Here is a 16,717-nt window from a genome sequence, read left to right as displayed (position 1 = left end):
AACGAATGAACGGGTTCAGGAGGATCATGGGGGCCGTCTTCGGGGCGATCGGCGCGGCCATCTCGGCCGTGCTGGGACTCTGGCCGTTCGGCAAGGGGATGATCGCCGGGCACCTGGTGACGATGCGACGCTTCCTCCGCACCTTCACCGTCGGCCACGGGGCGACCGCCTCAAGGCACGGGGGCGGCGACCTGCCGATCGACCTCTGGTGGAAACGCCCCGAACACCGGCGCGGGCCGGTCGTCGATCAGGGGCCGGATACCGAAGGCCTGTTCACCGTCGAGTACCCCGACGAACGCCTACCGACCCGCGAACGCTTCCGCGTCCTGCCGGTCCTGATCTACGACGACGAGGACGGCAACGTCCGCTGCACCAGTTGCAACATCTGCGCGAAGGTCTGCCCGCCGCAGTGCATCTGGATGTCCCAGGCCAAAAACGCCAGGGGGAACGTGGTCCCGCTCCCCGAGGAGTTCTACATCGACATGGACGTCTGCATGAACTGCGGCCTCTGCGCCGAGTATTGCCCGTTCGACGCCATCAAGATGGACCAGAACTTCGAGCTGTCGAACTACGAGCGGCACCAGTCGCACATCTACTCGCTCCAGGATCTGCTCGTCTCCAGCGCCTACTACGCCGAGACGCACCCCGAAGCCTGGGCCAGCCCCGAGGAAGCCGCCGAACGGGCCAAGGTCGAGAAGAAGAAAACCCAGCGGCTCCAGAAGGCACTCGCCCCGGCCCAGCCGGCCGAGACCGGGGCGTGACCGTCATCGCCCCGACTTTCCCCATCCACCGGCGCCTTGCCCTACGCAAAGGCGGCCCCGGGTCGCTACAATGTTCGCCAATGCCGCCGGCCCCTTCGTGTGGCCCCGCCGGCGCGGAGACGATCGCCCGCCATCCGCAAATGGAGTCCGATTCGCCGATGTTCCTGAACAAGCCTGAACCCCAGTACGTGCCTGGAACCCGGGTGCGGGTCGTGCAATTCGTCCGCGTCGGCCATCGTCGCTGGAAGACCGAGGTCACCGGCACCGTCGAGGGCGAGGGGCTGCGCCCGGTCGGCGGCATGGAGATGGGGGGCAAGGCCCTCTACTGCCACCAGCCGACCCTGCGCCTCCGCCGCGACGACGGCGAGATCACCAACATCGCGCTCGACGAGAACACCCGGGTCGAGACGCTCGACACCCCGGCCCCCGCCTCGGCCACCGCGAGCGGACCGGCCCCGCAGTCGGTCTGACCCTCGTTCGAGTGACCGCGACCGCCAGGGTCGCTCGCCGGTCCATCGAGCCGATCGGCCGGGGCCGCGTCCGAGGATCGCCCCGGTCGTCGCGCGTCGGCTCGCGTCCGGGTGGGTCTCGGCTGATCCCTCCTTATTTCTCGCTTCGACGTGAAGGACCGCCTTGCGATGATCCCGAACTACGGCTTCATCGGCCTCTTGCTCTTCGCGGCGATCGCCTTCGCCGTCGGGCCGCTCGTGCTGGTGGCCCTGATCGCCCCCCGCAAAGGGTCGGTCGAGAAGGGGGAGACCTACGAGTGCGGCGTCCGGACGACCGGCGAGACCTGGGTCCGGTTCCGCTTGCAGTATTACATCTACGCCATCCTGTTCGTCGTCTTCGACATCGAGACGGTCTTCCTCTACCCCTGGGCCGTCAGCTACCTCGGCCTGGCCGAGCTGGGATTCGGGCTGTTCGTCCTGGTGGAGATGGTCATCTTCCTGGTCATGCTCGCCGTGGGCCTGGCCTATGCGTGGGCGTCCGGCGACCTTCGCTGGGTCTGAGTGAGTGATCGAACCCGGATGGCATCGCACCGCCGGCGAAGGCTCGCGTCCGAAGGAGAGAAGGCCCCGTGATCGCCCCGCTGCTGAACCCGGTGTTCCTGCTCGCCGTTGGCGACGACGGCCTGCGACGGGCCGGGCTTGCCGGGCCTGCCTGGCTTTACTGGGCTGGTTGGCTGCTGGTCTTCCTGGTCGTCTTCCCGGGGATCGTGGCCTACATCGTCCTGGCCGAGCGCAAGCTCGCCGGCCGGTTCCAGGACCGGATCGGCCCGAACCGGGTCGGCCCGTTCGGCCTCCTGCAGCCGATCGCCGACGCCATCAAGCTCGTGACCAAGGAGAATCTCGTCCCCCGATCGGCCGACGCCTTCGTCCACCTGCTCGCGCCGGTCTTGCTGATGATCTCCGCGTTCCTGGTCCTGGCCGTCATCCCGTTCGGGGTCCGATCGACCGATCGCGACATGATCCCCTTCGGCCTGGCGGAAGCCCCGGACGAAGCCTCGCGCTGGTATCCCGGCCTGGCGGCGGTCGATACCGCCTCGGGGCTGCTCTACCTGATCGCCGCGGCCAGCCTGTCGGTGCTCGGCATCTTCCTGGCCGGCTGGTCGAGCCGCAACAAGTTCGCCCTGATCGGCTCGATGCGGGGGGTGGCCCAGCTCGTCTCGTACGAGATTCCGCAGGTCCTTTCCCTCGTGCCGGTGATCCTCTGGACGGGGAGTTTGAGCCTCGTCGGCATCTTCAACGCCCAGCTCGATCAGGGGTGGTTCCTCTTCTCGCCGCCGGGGATCGCCGCCTTCGTGCTCCTGGTCATCGCCAGCATCGCCGAGGTCAACCGCGCCCCGTTCGACCTGCCCGAGGCCGAGTCGGAGATCATCGCCGGCTACCATACCGAGTATTCCGGCATGCGGTTCGGCCTCTTCTTCCTGGCCGAGTACCTGGCGATCTTCGGCATCTCGTGCCTGGCCGTCGCCACCTTCCTGGGCGGGGGCACCTTGCCGGGGACGACCTGGCCGCTCGGGTCGGTCGACTCGGTGATCCTGGCCAATGTCATCCTGGTCGGCATCTTCGGCGTGAAGGTCGCGTTGATGATCTTCCTCGTCTTCTGGGTCCGAGCCACCTTGCCCCGGATGCGGGTGGACCGCCTGATGAACTTCGCCTGGAAGGTCTTGATCCCGCTCTGCCTGGTCAACATCCTCGTGGCCGCGGCCTGGCTGGAAGTGGGCGTCCGGCGCGGCCAGCCATTGCTCGGCTGGCTCGTCACCCTGCCGGTCCTGATCGTCGCGGTGGCCGGATTCGTCCGCCTCTCCCGGACCGAAGGCCCCGCGCCGGTCCTCGGCAAGGCGACCCTGGCACAACCGACCCCCACCCCCACCCCCTCACGCTCCCTGTGATGAGCCGAACCGCCCCCGAGGACGCACGACCGTGAGCCCCCTTCAGCTCATCTTCCTGATCGTCTCGACCGTCGGCCTGCTGACGGCCCTGGGCACGGTGCTGGCGCGGAACCTCGTGCATGCGGCCCTGTTCCTGGTCGCCTTCTTCTTCACGATCGCCTGCCAGTTCGTCCTGCTCGAGGCCGAGTTCCTGGCGGCGATGCAGGTGCTCATCTACATCGGCGCCGTCTCGATCCTCCTGCTGTTCGGGATCATGCTCACCCGGAACGTCCAGGGAGACGAGACGACCGGCGGCCACTGGGCCTGGAAACTCCCGGCCGGCCTCGTCGCCCTGGGCGTCCTGGGGGTCTTGTTGTTCGGGATCAACGCCGAGCGCGGCCGACCGGGCCAGGAGTCGTGGGCCCGCATCGGTTCTCGCCCCGGGGGGGTGAACCCCCGGATCGGCGGGCCGGCATCGCACGCTCTAGCTTACAGTGCTTCGGGCCAGTTCGTCGCCTCGGCCGACGCCGACGGGCGGGTCCGCCTCTGGACGATCGCCGGGAACCAACGCGCGGTCCTGCACCCGGAGGGCCTTGCCCCCTCGGCCGTTGCGTTTAGTCCCGACTCCTCGCTGGTCGTCTCGGCCGACGATCGGGGGCGGGTCCGCGCCTGGCAGACCCTGAGCAACCGGACCATCCTCGACCGCTCCGGAGGCCGTCCCGGCTCGATCACGTCGGTCGCCGTCAGCCCCCCCCAGTTCGAGGACGACGGGGCAAACCTGCTGGTCGCCGCCGGCGGCAGGGACGGGATCGTCCGGGTCTGGGTCGGCCCCGAGCCGGTCGAGCTGGACGCCCACGACGGCGCGGTGCTCGCCATGACCTTCACCCCCGAAGGACACCTGATCACCGCCGGGGCCGACCGCCGGGTCGTGACCTGGAACCTCTCGACCGGCGAATCGACCTCGATCGCCTCGTCCGGCGAAGGGCAGCCGATCGGAGCCGTCGCGCTCAGCCTGGTCCCCCCGCCCGAGCCGATCGCCTCCGATCCCCAGGGGCCCCCGCCGCCCCCTCCGCCCCCGCCGGCCGCGGGGGGAGCCGTCGGCCCGCTGGTGGCCGTCGCCTCGCTCGTCAGCGGATCGCCGGGCCGGTGGGATCTCCGCGTCCTGAACATCCCCGACCGTGCCGAGGTCGTCGCCGTCGAAGGGCTCCGCGGCGTCCCGATCGCCGTCTCCCTGGCCAGCGACGCCCGACGGGTCGCCGCCCTCGTCTTGCCTGCCCCTGGATCGGACTCGGCGGACGCCGAGGCCGAAGCCGACGATGCTGAGATCCGGCCCGTCATTCAGGTCTGGTCCCTCGATCCCGAGTCCAATGGGGCCGATCCGGTCGAAATTGCCCTGACCGGGCCGGTCGGCCCGTTCGCCCAGATCGCCGCCGGACCGCAAGGGATCCGCCTGGCCCTGGCCCCCGAGGGGAGGCCCATCACCTTCTACGACGATCGGGACGGTGCCTGGGCCGCGTCCGCCAGCCCCACCACCACGACGGCCGCGGTCATCGCCGACATGCCCCGGGCCGTCGGCCTGGAGCTGATGACCCGGTCGGTCGTCCCCTTCGAGGTCGCCGGCCTGATGCTGACGGCGGCCCTCGTCGGCGCCATCGTCCTGGCCCGCCAGGAACGGCGGGACGCCCCGAAGCTGTCCGAGGCCCTGGCCGATCGCCTCGCCTCGGGTCGGCCCCTCCCCCCGAGCGGCCTGGCCGGCGATCCCGAACCGGCCGCGGCCCCCGCCGGTCCTCCGGGAGGCTCCCGACCGCCTGCCCGCCCCGAGTCTCCCGGCGCCGCGACGAGGTCCCCGCAATCATGATGACGAACAGTGGCGACATCCCCCTGAGCTGGTTCCTCTTCTTCGCGGCCGCCGCCTTCGCCATCGGCCTGTTCGGCGTGCTCTCCCGGCGCAACGCCATCGCGCTCTTGATGGCCATCGAGATCATGCTCAACGCGGCCAACATCAATCTCGTCGCCTTCTGGCGGTTCAACGACGCGGCCAGCCCCGAGGGCGCGCCGATCTCGGGCGTCATGCTGGCGATCTTCGTGATCACGATCGCCGCGGCCGAGGTCGCCGTCGGGATCGCCCTGATCCTGCTCTGCTACCGACGCTGGCTCGCCGCCGACGTGGACCGTTACAACAGCATGTCCGGTTGATGCCCGGCTCGACCCCGCCCGACCGGCCGATCGAACTTCGGCCGGTCCCTCTCCGAACGACTCCCCCTTTTGGCACCCTGCGATCGGACCCTTTCCCATGCCCGCTTTCGCCGCCGAGCCGGTGAACCTCGGCCAGCTCTGGTCCCTGGCGGCCCCGCTCTGGCTGACCCTCTGGGGACTCGTCGTCCTGCTGCTCGACGTCGCCCTGATGAGAGGGGCTTCGGGCCCTTCCCGGCGCAATCGGCTCGGCCTGCTGGCCCTGCTCGGCCCGATCGGCGTGCTCGCCCTCCTGCTGGCCCCCTTGCTCGTCCCCTCGGCGGGGTTCTCCGACCTCGACCCGACCCTCTTCTACGGCACGATCGCCGGCGACCTGCTCACCCAGTCCTTCCATGCGCTCATCGCCCTCCTGCTGGCGATGGTGCTCGGCCTTTCGCTGACCTGGGACTTCACCGAGCACTGGGGTCCCTATTATGCCCTGATGCTCTGGGCGGGCGTCGGCATGATGGTGCTCGTCTCGGCCGAGGAGCTGCTCATCCTCCTCATCAGCCTGGAGATGATGACCATCTGCCTCTACCTCGCCTCGGCCTTCGAGAAGGCTCGCCTGCGGTCGTCCGAGGCGGGGATGAAATACTTCGTCTACGGCTCGGTCTGCTCGGCGTTGTTCCTGTTCGGCCTGAGCCTGATCTACGGCCTCACCGGCACGACCCACCTGGACGGTATCCGCAAGGTCCTGCTCGACCGCGTCGGCGGCGAGGTGTCGCTGGGGATCGCCGGGGACGTGCTCGGCGGCACGGCCGTCCTGCTCGTGCTCGTCGGCTTCGGCTTCAAGATCGCCGCCGTCCCGTTCCACCATTGGGCCCCCGACACCTACGAAGGGGCCCCGGCCCCGGTGTCGGCCTGGATCGCCTCGGGATCGAAGGTCGCCGGCTTCGTCGCCCTGATGAAGGTCTTCCTGCACGCCCTCGGCCCCTGGGCCGGGACCGCCGGGACAGACGGGGCAGGGGGCTGGGTCCTGATCCTCGCCCTGATCGCGGCCATCACGATGACCTTCGGCAACCTCGCCGCCCTCGGGCAGCGGAACCTCAAGCGGCTGCTGGCCTACTCGTCGATCGCCCACGCCGGCTACATCCTGGTCGGCGTCGTGGCCGCGGCGGTGACGATCCGGGCCGACTCGACGAGCGGGGAGACCGCCGGGTCGGTCCTGTTCTACCTGGTCATCTACAGCCTCACGACCGTCGGCGCCTTCGCCGTGGCCGCCTGGCTCGTCTCCGACACGGGGCGAGACGACATCGACGACCTCAACGGCCTGGGCGTGCACGCGCCCGGACTGGCGGCCTGCATCGTCGTCCTGATGCTCTCCTTGATCGGCGTGCCGCCGACGGCCGGGTTCTTCGCCAAGCTCTACCTCTTCCTCGAAGTCCTGAACGCCGACCCGACCGCCCGCCCCTTGCTCTTGACCCTGGTCGCCCTGGCCCTGGTCAACTCGGTCATCTCGGCCTTCTACTACGCCCGGGTCCTCCGCGCCATGTTCCTCCGCCGGGGCGACCGCGCGCCGAGGCCCGCGCCTCGGGGGATTGCCTGGCCCATCGGCCTGGCCACGCTGGCCGCCGTCGGCTTCGGCCTGGCCCCCACCCCCTTGCTCGACTCGATGCGCATGGCCGGCAGCTCGATGCTCGCCATCACCCTGCCCCCAACCGACCTCGACCGCGATCGAGACCGAAATCGCCCCGCCCCCTCGGCCGCCGCCGCGACCCCCATCGCCGCCCCCGCCCCCGGAATCGCGACCGCCCATCGCCTCCCGTGAGCCCTCCCCCCTCCCGACTCCTTCGACTTCGAGGACCGGCACCGTGCACGACGACTCCGATTCCGGCCCCGAGGTCGACGCCTGGGAACTCTTCGCGCTGGCCGCCTGCCAGCCGCTCCGGGGCCATCCGGGGTGCTTCGTCGCCCCGCAGCTCGACCCCTCCGCGGCCGTCCGGGCGCTGAAGTCGTACCTCGTCCCGAGGCCCGACGAGCTCTTGCTGGCGATCGTCGAACAGCCCGGCCCGGCCGGCCCGGTCCCCGCCTGCACGATCACCTCGCAGCGGATCTGCTGGCCCGGCGGCGGCTCGCCGCGGTCCGGCAACGCCCTGGGCTTCGACGAACTCCCCGAATCGGTCCGGGTCGCCGGCACGCTCGACACGACGCTCGACCTCGGCCACCGGCAGACGCTCCCGATACGATCGCCCGAAGGCAACGGCACCGCCGAGGCCCTGGCCGACGTCCTTTCCACCCTGTCCCACGCCCGACGCTCGGGCGACCTGGCCGGCTCGACCTCGCGCGACGCCCTGAACCGCGCCCGGGCCGAGATCGGCCACGTCGCCCGGCAGGCCGCCGCCCTGCATCAGGTCGACGGCGAGGTCCGATCGTTCCAGGCCGACGTGCAGGCGGCCACCCCTCGCGTGGTCGTGACCCCGGTGCTCATCGGTGCCTGCCTGATCGTCTTCGTGGCGATGGTCCTCTCGGGCATCTCGATCCTGAGCCCGAGCGTCCCGGCCCTGATCGCCTGGGGCGGCAACGTCGGCGCGGCCGTGGCGATCGACGGCCAGTTCTGGAGGCTCCTGACCTCCGTCTTCCTCCACGGCGGCATCATCCACCTGGGCGTGAACCTCTGGGTCCTCTCCCGGATCGGCCCGCTCGTCGAACGCCTGTACGGAAACCTCGGGTTCACCTTGCTCTACCTGGCCGCCGGGCTCGGCGGCGCCCTGGCCAGCGCCTGGTGGCATCCGCTGGTCGTCAGCGTCGGGGCCTCGGGGGCGATCTTCGGCCTGATCGGCGGCCTCGGGGCCTTCTTGATCTCGCACCGGTCGGCCATCCCCGCGCCGGTCGTCGCCAGCGTGAGGGGGGGGGTGATCGCCTTCGTCGTCTACAACACGCTGTTCGGCCTGGCGATCCCCGGCATCGACAACGCCGCGCACCTCGGCGGCCTGGCCTCCGGATTCGTCGCCGGCCTGCTCCTGCAACGCCCCTGGCCGGTCGCCCGCCCCACGGCCGGCCTGATCCGGCAACTGCTCGGCGGAATCGCGGTCGCCTCGGCCTTGGTGCTGCTCGGGCAGTTCGTCACCAGCCAGGTCCGTCGCGACCCGGAGATCCTCGCGCTGCTCAAGCAGGAACTCGGCAAGCCGTTGCGAGCCTACCAGGACATGGCCGAGGCCATGCGCCCCGCCCTCCAGCGGTTCGACACGATCAACACGGAACTCGACGCCTTGCTCAATCGGATGCGTCTGGCCCCCGTCGTCGCACCCGCCGACCGCGCCCAGCTCGACACCCTGCTCGCCGAAGGGGAAGCCAACCGGGCCGACCTCGCCCGGATCGAGGCCGACGACCCCGACCTTCTCGCCATGCGAGACGCCATCCTCGCCGCCCAGGAGGCCCTGAACCGGTCGCTCCAGGCCCTCGCGCGCCACCTCGACCAGCCCGAGGAGCACCCGGCGCTCGACGCCCCCGACGGCTTCCTCACCCTCCGCAACGAGAGCATCGCGCAGGTCGACCGCTTCCAGCAACGCCGCCAGGACTACCTCAAGACGCACGGCCTCGTCGAGATCCCGCCGGACGGCGAGGCCGACGAGAGCGACCCGGAGCCTCCCGCTCCCTGATCCCCCTGGCAACCAAAGTCCCCCGACGCGACAATCAAACCCGGTGGTCCCCCAGCTCTTACGCCCCCATTTCTCCCACTTTCGCCCGACACCCAAGCCCATGGCCATCGTCCAGACCTTCGAGGCGTGCCTCCAAAGCCCCTACCTTCGCCGCGATGACTCGGCCGCCGATCGCGTCGGCGAGCTGCTCCTCCGCGCCGCCGACCGGCTCGAGGCCGCCGCCAACCTCCGGGCCAATCCCAAGGGGGATCCGACCGACCTCTGCCTGATGAGCTACGAGGCCATGTTCTGCTGCCTCCGAGCCCTCGTCTATCAGCAGGGGTACCGCGAGGCGGGGCTCCGCTGCCTCATCCTCGCCTGCGACGCCCTCTACGTCCGCCCCGGGCAGCTCGACGCGCGGCACCTCCACGCCTTCGAGCGGGCCCAGGAGCTGCGGCTCGCACCGGATGAGGCCCTCGATGCCGCCTCGGCCTTCGTCAGCCGCACCCTGGAGTTGCTCAGCCCCGAGGCGTCATCCAGCACCGTCCGGCCTTGACCATCCGGCCCGGATCTGACAGAACACCCCTTCCACCCCACGCCGAGCGACCAGCCTCGCCCCCCCCTTTCGGAGGCGATCGGCCGTTGGCAACGCCTGGGGACGGGACGGAATCGCGGTCAAAACCGCTGAGTCCTCATGGATGGGGAGTCCGGCATGGGCAGTCAGGAGTCGAGGCCCGCGACCACGCGGAGCAATCTTCCGCCGCATCGCTGGCATCGCGTCGAGGATCCGGATCGGGAGGCCGTCGTCGGGGCGTACGAGGCGGTCATCGCCGGCGCCGGCCCGGCGGGCCTGACCGCCGCCCTCGAACTGACCCGGCACGGCCGCCGCTGCGTCGTGATCGAGGCCGACCCGCACCTCGTCGGCGGCATCAGTCGCACCGACGTTTACAAAGGATACCGCTTCGACATCGGCGGCCATCGCTTCTTCTCCAAGAGCCCCGAGGTCAACGCCTTCTGGGACGAGGTCCTCGGCGACCAGTTCCTCCGCCGGCCTCGCCTGAGCCGCATCTACTACGACCGTAAGTTCTTCCACTACCCGCTCCGCCCGGTCGACGCCCTGCTCAAGCTCGGCCCGCTCCGATCGGTCCGCATCCTCGCCAGCTACCTCAAGGCGCGCCTGAAGCCCATCGAACCCGAGCGCAGCTTCGAAGACTGGATCGTCAACCGATTCGGCCGCACCCTCTTCGACATCTTCTTCAAGACCTACACCGAGAAGGTCTGGGGGATGCCCACCTCCGCCATCTCGGCCGACTGGGCCGCCCAGCGCATCAAAGGGCTGAGCCTCATCAAGGCCGCCCTGAGCGCCCTGCGCATCGGCCTGCCCGGCCGAGGGGGAGAGGTCGTCAAGACCCTCATCGAGGAATTCAAATACCCTCGCCTCGGACCCGGCCAGATGTGGGAAGCCGTCCGCGACCGCGTCCAGGAGGGGGGCGGCTCCGTCCAGCTCGGCCGCCGCGTCGACCGCATCGAGCACGACGGCCGCTCCATCAACGCCTTCGTCAGCGTCGATCCCGAAGGGCGCACCACCCGCTACCTCGGCCGGCACTTCCTCTCGACCATGCCCATCCGGCACCTGATCAACGCCATGAGCCCCGCCGCCCCCGACGAGGTGCGCGAGGCCGCCGCCGGGCTCCGCTACCGCGACTTCCTCACGGTCGTCCTCATCGTCAACCGCGCCGAGACCTTCCCCGACACATGGATCTATGTCCATGACCCTTGCGTCCGGCTCGGCCGCGTCCAGAACTTCAAGAACTGGTCGCCCGAGATGGTGCCCGACCCGAACACCTCCAGCCTCGGGCTCGAATACTTCTGCTTCGAGGGGGACGACCTCTGGGGCATGAGCGACGCCGACCTGATCGAGCTCGGCCGCCGCGAGATCGACACCATCGGCCTCGTCCCGGGCTCCTCCGTCATCGACGGCTGCGTCGTCCGGATGCCCAAGGCGTATCCCGTCTACGACGACTCCTACCGCGACCGCGTCGCCGTCATCCGCCGCTGGCTCTCCCGGTTCGACAACCTCGAACTCGCCGGCCGCAACGGCATGCACAAGTACAACAATCAAGACCACTCGATGATGACCGCCCTGCTGGCCGCGCGGAACATCCTCGGCCTCGGCTCCTACGACACCTGGAAGGTCAACACCGACGCCGAGTACCACGAGGAAGGCGGCGACGACGCCTCCTCCGACCTCGCCGGCCGCGCCGTCCCCCGCCGGGTCGAGGCCGCTTGAATCCGAGAACGAGCCACGGATGAAACACGGATGAAACGCAGATGGTGAGCAAGAGATTTTCTCCATTGGCTCGACCTGATGGGGATCACTCGAATTTTCTTATCCCCTTCTTCTTATCCGTGTTTCATCCGTGTTTCATCCGTGGCTCACATGTTCTCTAATTCCCGTCACTCCTGTTCGCTCAGTGGCACCACCCCATCCATGTACCTCCAGTTCTTCAAATAATCCAGCAAGTCTGCCATCTCCTGCACCGTCAGATCCTGCTCGATCCCCTCGGGCATCAGCGAGACGCCGTCCGATTGGATCTCGTCGATCTCCTGCTTCAGGATCGTGTCGGTCTGGCCTTCCGCCCTCATGAGGGTCAGGGCCGAGGCCGTCTCCGAGGCGATCAGGCCGCCGAGCACCTGCCCATCCACCGTGGCCACCGTGTAGCTCACGTAATTCGCATCGATCGCCTCGTTCGGGTTCAGGATGTCCGTGAGCAGGGCGGCCTTGGTCCGGGTCCTCGTGTCGCCGATGTCCGGACCCACCACCACCCCCTCATCCTCCAAGCGGTGACAGGTGGTGCAAAGCTTTCGGAACACCTCGCGCCCGCGGTGCGGGTCGGCCGGCAGCTCGATCGCTTCCTGGTAGCGTTCCAGCACCGCCGCACGCTCCGCGGGCAGGCTCGACGCCAGCAGGGATTGCGCCCGGTCGCGGACCTCCGGGGTCGGATGCTCGCGCAGTCGCCGACTCTGGTTCGCATCCAGATCCCGAGGGGCGAGAATCCCTTGCTCCATCGCATCCAGCAGCGCACCGGCCCGATCCGCTCGCGCCACCATCCCCTGCGCCACCTCGCGACGCACCGCGGGGGTCAGGCCCCGCCACGGTCCCAGCAAGCGAGCGGCCACCTCCGGCTCGGCCCGCGCCGCGAGTGCCTGGGCCGCGGCGATCCGCAACCCCTGATCCGGTTCCTCGACCAGGAGTCGCGACAGCGCACCGTCGGCCACGTCCCAGGGGGCATCGGCCAGCAACCGAATCGCATCGCGCCGGGCGGTCGGGTCGGCGTCGGCATCCTCCGCCAGGTCGGCGAACCCGGCAAGTGCCTCGGCGGTCTGGGCGGCGATCGCCCCGGGCAACTCACCGAGGAATGTCCCCAACCGAGTCCCTCGACGCCCCAACCCGTCGGCCAGGCCATTCAGCCCGGCCAGCCGCCAGCGGTCGGCGTCGCGGTCGATCTGCCAGAGCGCCTCCAGCACCTCGGCACACTCCTCCGGGTCGCGACGGGTGCCGACGAGCGCCGCCAGTTCTTGCAGCAGGGTCAATCGCCCGTCATCGATGTCTTCGGTCAGATTTTGCGGCGCATCAAGCAAGGTTAATAGAAGCGGGCCGGCACGGCCCGGAACGGCGCTGCCCACCGCGGCCCGCGTCCAGCGGTCCCCGGCCCCGAGCCGTGCGATGGTCGCCAGCGGATCGAGGATCACATCATCATCCACGAACCCAAGCGCCAGCGCCGCCTGGAACCGGACCCGGGCATCGTCATCGTCGGCCAGGTCGATCACCGCGTCGAGCAATTCCCGCTCCCCCGCGAGGCGACGCTCGACCAGCAAGGCCCCTTGCTCCCGGATCCTCGGGTGATCGTCGCCGAGCAATCCGAGCAGGGTTTCCCCGTCCAGTTCCCCGGCATGTTCCAGCAGCCAGGCCGCATGGGCACGCCCCTCGGGGGACTTCGACGATCGGGCCAGCTCGCGGAGCGGCGCGACCGACTCCGGGTCCTCTCGCTGCAAGAGCAACCGCTGGGCGGTCGTCCGCCACCAGGCGTCCGGGTGATCGAGCAGGGCCACCAGTTCGGCCGTCGAGGACTCCCCGAGCCTGGGCGATTCCGGCCGATCCTCCCGGTTTTCCGGCACGATCCGCCAGATCCGCCCCCGCTCCTTCCCGTCGAGCAGGTCGGCTCGTTCCCTCAATTCGGGGGGCATCCACTGAGGATGTTCGATCACCGCCCGGTACATATCCACAACATACAGCGCACCATCGGGGCCGTGTGCCATCGCGACCGGGCGGCACCAATCGTCGGTGCTGGCGAAGAACTCCACCCCCTCGCGCGGCGGCTTCCACGAGAACGCGGCACCCTCCGGCGTGAGTACTTCTTGATGGACCAGGCTCCCCGTCGGCTCACAGGTGAAGACCGATCCCTTGTAACCCTCCGGCAGCAAATCCCCCCGGTACACCGTCACGCCGCAGGCGGCGCTGAAGCTGCCAATGTGCAATGATGATGTGGTGAACTGGTCGACCAGGGGGAAGACCTCGGCCGCCCCGCCGGCCGTCTGATCGTCCGAGGCGCGGCCGGGGGCGGGCAGGTCGGGGTTCCGCCGGGCATAGCGGTCTTCCAGGATGATCGGCACCAGGTGGTTGCGGTTCGTGCAGACGAAGCGGCGGCCCCAGTCGTCGAAGGTCAGGCCGTACTGCCCCATCCCCGCGATCGGCTCGGCGCGATCGTGCACCAGGTCGAACCGGAAATCGCGGCCGCTCAGGTCGATCGGCTCGGCGTCGTCATCGCCGGCGCGGCGGACCTGGCCGCCTCGCAGTCCGTTCGCCACATAAATCCAACCGTCAATCCCGAGCGTCGGATGGCTGACGCGCAACTGCGGATTCTCGACGGCGAAGCCTTCGTACAGGATCTCGCGGACGTCGGCCTGACCGTCACCATCCGTATCACGGAGCCAGATCACATAAGGCGCGGCCGTCACAATCGCCCCGTCCTTCCAGGGCATGACGCCGTTCGCGAAGAGCAGCTCGTCGGCGAAGACCCGGGCATCCTCGAAAAACCCGTCGCCATCTCGGTCCTCAAGGATCTTGAGTCTGCCTTCGGGTGGCTCGCCGGGGGCCGGTCCGTTCGGGTAGTCGCGCATCTCGACCACCCAGAGCCGCCCTTGCTCGTCGAACGCCATCGCCACCGGGCTCGTGATCTGCGGCTCGGCGGCGACCAGCTCGACCCGCAGCCCGGGATCGACGTGGATCGTCTGCCTCTCCTCCTCGGGTTCGAGCGGCCCCTTCCGCGGTTCCGGCTGCTGGGCCATCGTCGCGGCTCCGGTCGCGACGAGCAGCAACCCGAGCGAACACGCAATGCACGGCACCAGCGTTCGAAGCACAATGGAACGCATTTTCATAACCCTTCACTCCTTGATTGCTTCGCCATGCAGGGCCTTGAGCATCCGGACGGCGGCATCGACCAGCATCTCGCCCGACCCTTCCGCGCAGCGTGCGCTCACCACCTCGTAATTCCCCTGGCCATGCGCCCGCCGGGACGGGATATAACCGATCGACCCGTTCGCAAGCTCGGCGATGATCGTATGCTGAAACGGCGAATCCTGCTTGATCTCCAGCCCCAGCTCGACGAAGATCTCGCCCGGCAACGACACCCAGGCGATCAGGTCGCCCAGGGCGATCACCTGGACCTCCACCTCGTTCGGCTCGCCGTCCCGAGCGGCCACATCGAGCACCTTGTACGCGTTGACGGTCTCGAGGAAGCTCGGCTGCGGTGTCGAGCCGGAACGATGCCGCTCGACCACGGCCTCGGCCTCCGGCACGTCTTCCGGAGAAATTTCGGGCAAGGGCAGGGCGACCATTTCACGATCGATCCGGAGCGCGACGTCCTCCACATCCTCCAGCTTCGGCCAGTTGCGGAGGACCTCGGCGGCCAGGATGATCCCCATGCGGGCGGCGTTCTCGAACCCCTTCTGCGGCTCGGCCCAGAAGACGTCGATATGATTAATATCCCCGCAGCAGCCGGCCGTGAAGACCGTCACCACCTCCGGCCCCTTGAACTCGGCGATCAGCTTCGAGAGGGTGTGCGGCAGGTCGGCCGAGATGGCCGGCCCGCCCACGTTGTCCAGGTGCACGGCATAGTTGACGTACACGGCCAGGGGGTCGCCGTCGAGCGACTCGAAGTAGACGATCGGCACGGAGGGGTCGATCACGCCGGCCGGCTTCACGATCCTCGGGTTCCGCTTGCCGGGGTTCCAGCCGACGGAGCCGTCGACCATGTGGAACCGCCGATTGAACGCGATCGACGACTCGCTGCCCCGGGCCGCGCTGGCCTTCGCGGGCACCTTGGCCGCGTCGGCACGCCGGACGGCCTCGGCGATCTTCGCCGGCAGGCCCTCCCGGTAGCGTTGCGACAGGTCCGAGCCCCCGCCGAGCGACTGCGACCGCCGCGATCGATCGGCGATCACCGGGCCGGTGTGCGCATGCGTCGCACTGATCATCACATGATCGCCCGGGATCCCGGTCGCCTCCTCGATGGCGCGTCGGGCATCGACCACGAGGTCTCGCGTCGTGGTGATGACGTCGAGCGCGACCAGGGCGGCCCGCATCTCGCCCGACTCGATCACGATGGCCTTGGCGAACAGGTCGTCGTGCACCTCCTCCGCGGCCCGTTCGAAGTAGTAGCCGGCCATCGGCGTCCCGGGAGGGGGCGTGATCACCTCCCGGGCGGCACCGACCCGAAGTTCTCCGGCCGAGGCCGGAACCGAGCCCATCGTTCCCAGAACCAGGGCCGCCACGAGCAACCGCATCATCGAAATTTCTCCCCAACGCATTTTCATGCGAGAATGCAACGATCCTCGGAACCATCCTCCTCGGCGGCGACGGGCCGGGGTTCCGCTCGATCGCCATGGTAATCCGTCGGGCGAACGGGAGGTAGGCGCTGCCCCCGGGGGCGACGGTCGGGCCGGTTGGGCGGCCGGCGCCCCTCGCTCCATTCGCCCGGCCGGGGCCCCTCCATTTTCGGCCCAAAAGGTTTGACCCGGGGTGGCGCGGCGACTTACGATTCCCAGTGGCGGAACCCATCTCTCTGACTCACAACTCGATGAGCCTCGCGGCCCCGGCCGACATCGTCGTGATCGACGGCCGGCCGCTCGACTCGTAGAAAGGGGGCATCATCATGCCTCTGTTCGAGGTGGAAACGACGTCGCACATCATGATCGCGTGCGTCGAGGGTGAATCGGCCGCGCGAGCCTTCGCCGAGGAAAACTACCCGGGCGAGGAGGTGCTCCGCGTCACGCACCGTCCGCGTGACGCCTGGGTGATCTCCAAGCGGTTGCTGGGGATCGAGGGGGGGATCGACCCGTGTACCAAGGCACGCGAGTGCCTGTCCAACGCGCGGGGAGACAAGCTGCACGCCGTCCGCCTGTACATGCAGCAGACCGGCACCGACCTGGACGACGCCCGCAAGGTCATCGAGTCCAACATGTCGCTCGGCTGGTAACCGGCCGGCGATTCGACCGACCCAAGTCCCGGGGCGGGCTCCGGCCGCGTGCGCCGCGCACCCCGCAGAACCCGCCCCACGGGCCGCCCGTCGCCGCCGATCCCGGCGCATTTTGGGCCCGACGGTCGAGCCTCCTCCCGCCTTCGGTTAGACTGGGGGTAGGGTACGTCGGATGCTCGGGTCGGTCCTCTCGGCGAGACACCGCGCCGATCCGAATCGCCAGGGGGTTTCCTG

At 69.2% G+C, this 16,717-nt stretch carries 13 protein-coding genes; 11 read left to right on the top strand and 2 right to left on the bottom strand.

The features are described 5' to 3' along the window. Positions 1-5: 5 nt before the first annotated feature. From AB1L88_RS11525 to AB1L88_RS11480, 10 genes are all read left to right on the top strand, one after another. Positions 6-761, top strand: a complete 756-nt coding sequence (locus AB1L88_RS11525) for a 4Fe-4S binding protein (protein WP_367096807.1) — start codon at positions 6-8, stop codon at positions 759-761. A 158-nt stretch (positions 762-919) separates the two neighbouring features. Beyond that, positions 920-1,231: a hypothetical protein gene (locus AB1L88_RS11520; RefSeq protein ID WP_367096806.1), complete on the top strand. Its 312-nt coding sequence runs from the start codon at positions 920-922 to the stop codon at positions 1,229-1,231. Positions 1,232-1,399: 168 nt separating this feature from the next. After that, on the top strand, positions 1,400-1,771 hold the full coding sequence (locus tag AB1L88_RS11515; protein ID WP_367096805.1) for an NADH-quinone oxidoreductase subunit A: 372 nt from the start codon (positions 1,400-1,402) through the stop codon (positions 1,769-1,771). 68 nt (positions 1,772-1,839) lie between these two features. Next, positions 1,840-3,156, top strand: coding sequence for an NADH-quinone oxidoreductase subunit NuoH (gene nuoH / locus AB1L88_RS11510; RefSeq protein WP_367096804.1), 1,317 nt, complete (start codon positions 1,840-1,842; stop codon positions 3,154-3,156). Between the two features lie 31 nt (positions 3,157-3,187). Beyond that, on the top strand, positions 3,188-4,993 hold the full coding sequence (locus tag AB1L88_RS11505; RefSeq protein WP_367096803.1) for an NADH-quinone oxidoreductase subunit J: 1,806 nt from the start codon (positions 3,188-3,190) through the stop codon (positions 4,991-4,993). Beyond that, complete coding sequence (nuoK, locus tag AB1L88_RS11500) at positions 4,993-5,331, top strand: NADH-quinone oxidoreductase subunit NuoK (RefSeq protein ID WP_367096885.1); 339 nt, start codon at positions 4,993-4,995, stop codon at positions 5,329-5,331. The genes AB1L88_RS11505 and nuoK overlap by 1 nt, the downstream gene beginning before the upstream one ends. Positions 5,332-5,428: 97 nt before the next feature. After that, positions 5,429-7,135, top strand: a complete 1,707-nt coding sequence (locus tag AB1L88_RS11495; RefSeq protein WP_367096802.1) for an NADH-quinone oxidoreductase subunit N — start codon at positions 5,429-5,431, stop codon at positions 7,133-7,135. A gap of 43 nt (positions 7,136-7,178) precedes the next feature. Further along, positions 7,179-8,966, top strand: a complete 1,788-nt coding sequence (locus tag AB1L88_RS11490) for a rhomboid family intramembrane serine protease (RefSeq protein ID WP_367096801.1) — start codon at positions 7,179-7,181, stop codon at positions 8,964-8,966. 100 nt (positions 8,967-9,066) lie between these two features. Further along, complete coding sequence (locus tag AB1L88_RS11485; RefSeq protein WP_367096800.1) at positions 9,067-9,501, top strand: hypothetical protein; 435 nt, start codon at positions 9,067-9,069, stop codon at positions 9,499-9,501. A 156-nt stretch (positions 9,502-9,657) separates the two neighbouring features. Continuing rightward, positions 9,658-11,235 carry an NAD(P)/FAD-dependent oxidoreductase gene (locus AB1L88_RS11480; protein WP_367096799.1) on the top strand — a complete coding sequence of 526 codons (1,578 nt, stop codon included), beginning with the start codon at positions 9,658-9,660 and terminating at the stop codon, positions 11,233-11,235. 167 nt (positions 11,236-11,402) lie between these two features. Here the strand turns inward: AB1L88_RS11480 and AB1L88_RS11475 are convergent, their stop codons facing one another. Together AB1L88_RS11475 and AB1L88_RS11470 are read right to left on the bottom strand one after the other, a co-directional pair. After that, entirely contained in the window at positions 11,403-14,384 is a 2,982-nt protein-coding gene (locus tag AB1L88_RS11475; protein ID WP_367096798.1) for a PVC-type heme-binding CxxCH protein, read from the bottom strand. A gap of 6 nt (positions 14,385-14,390) precedes the next feature. Further along, complete coding sequence (locus tag AB1L88_RS11470; RefSeq protein WP_367096797.1) at positions 14,391-15,794, bottom strand: hypothetical protein; 1,404 nt, start codon at positions 15,792-15,794, stop codon at positions 14,391-14,393. Positions 15,795-16,159: 365 nt separating this feature from the next. Here AB1L88_RS11470 and AB1L88_RS11465 point away from each other — a divergent pair, with 365 nt between their 5' ends. Further along, entirely contained in the window at positions 16,160-16,483 is a 324-nt protein-coding gene (locus tag AB1L88_RS11465) for a DUF6793 family protein (RefSeq protein ID WP_367096796.1), read from the top strand. Positions 16,484-16,717: the final 234 nt, after the last annotated feature.

It is taken from the genome of Tautonia sp. JC769 (assembly GCF_040717455.1).
Lineage (GTDB): Bacteria > Planctomycetota > Planctomycetia > Isosphaerales > Isosphaeraceae > Tautonia.
Note: the sequence above shows the minus strand (reverse complement) of the source record. Positions and strands in the feature narration are given on the sequence as shown.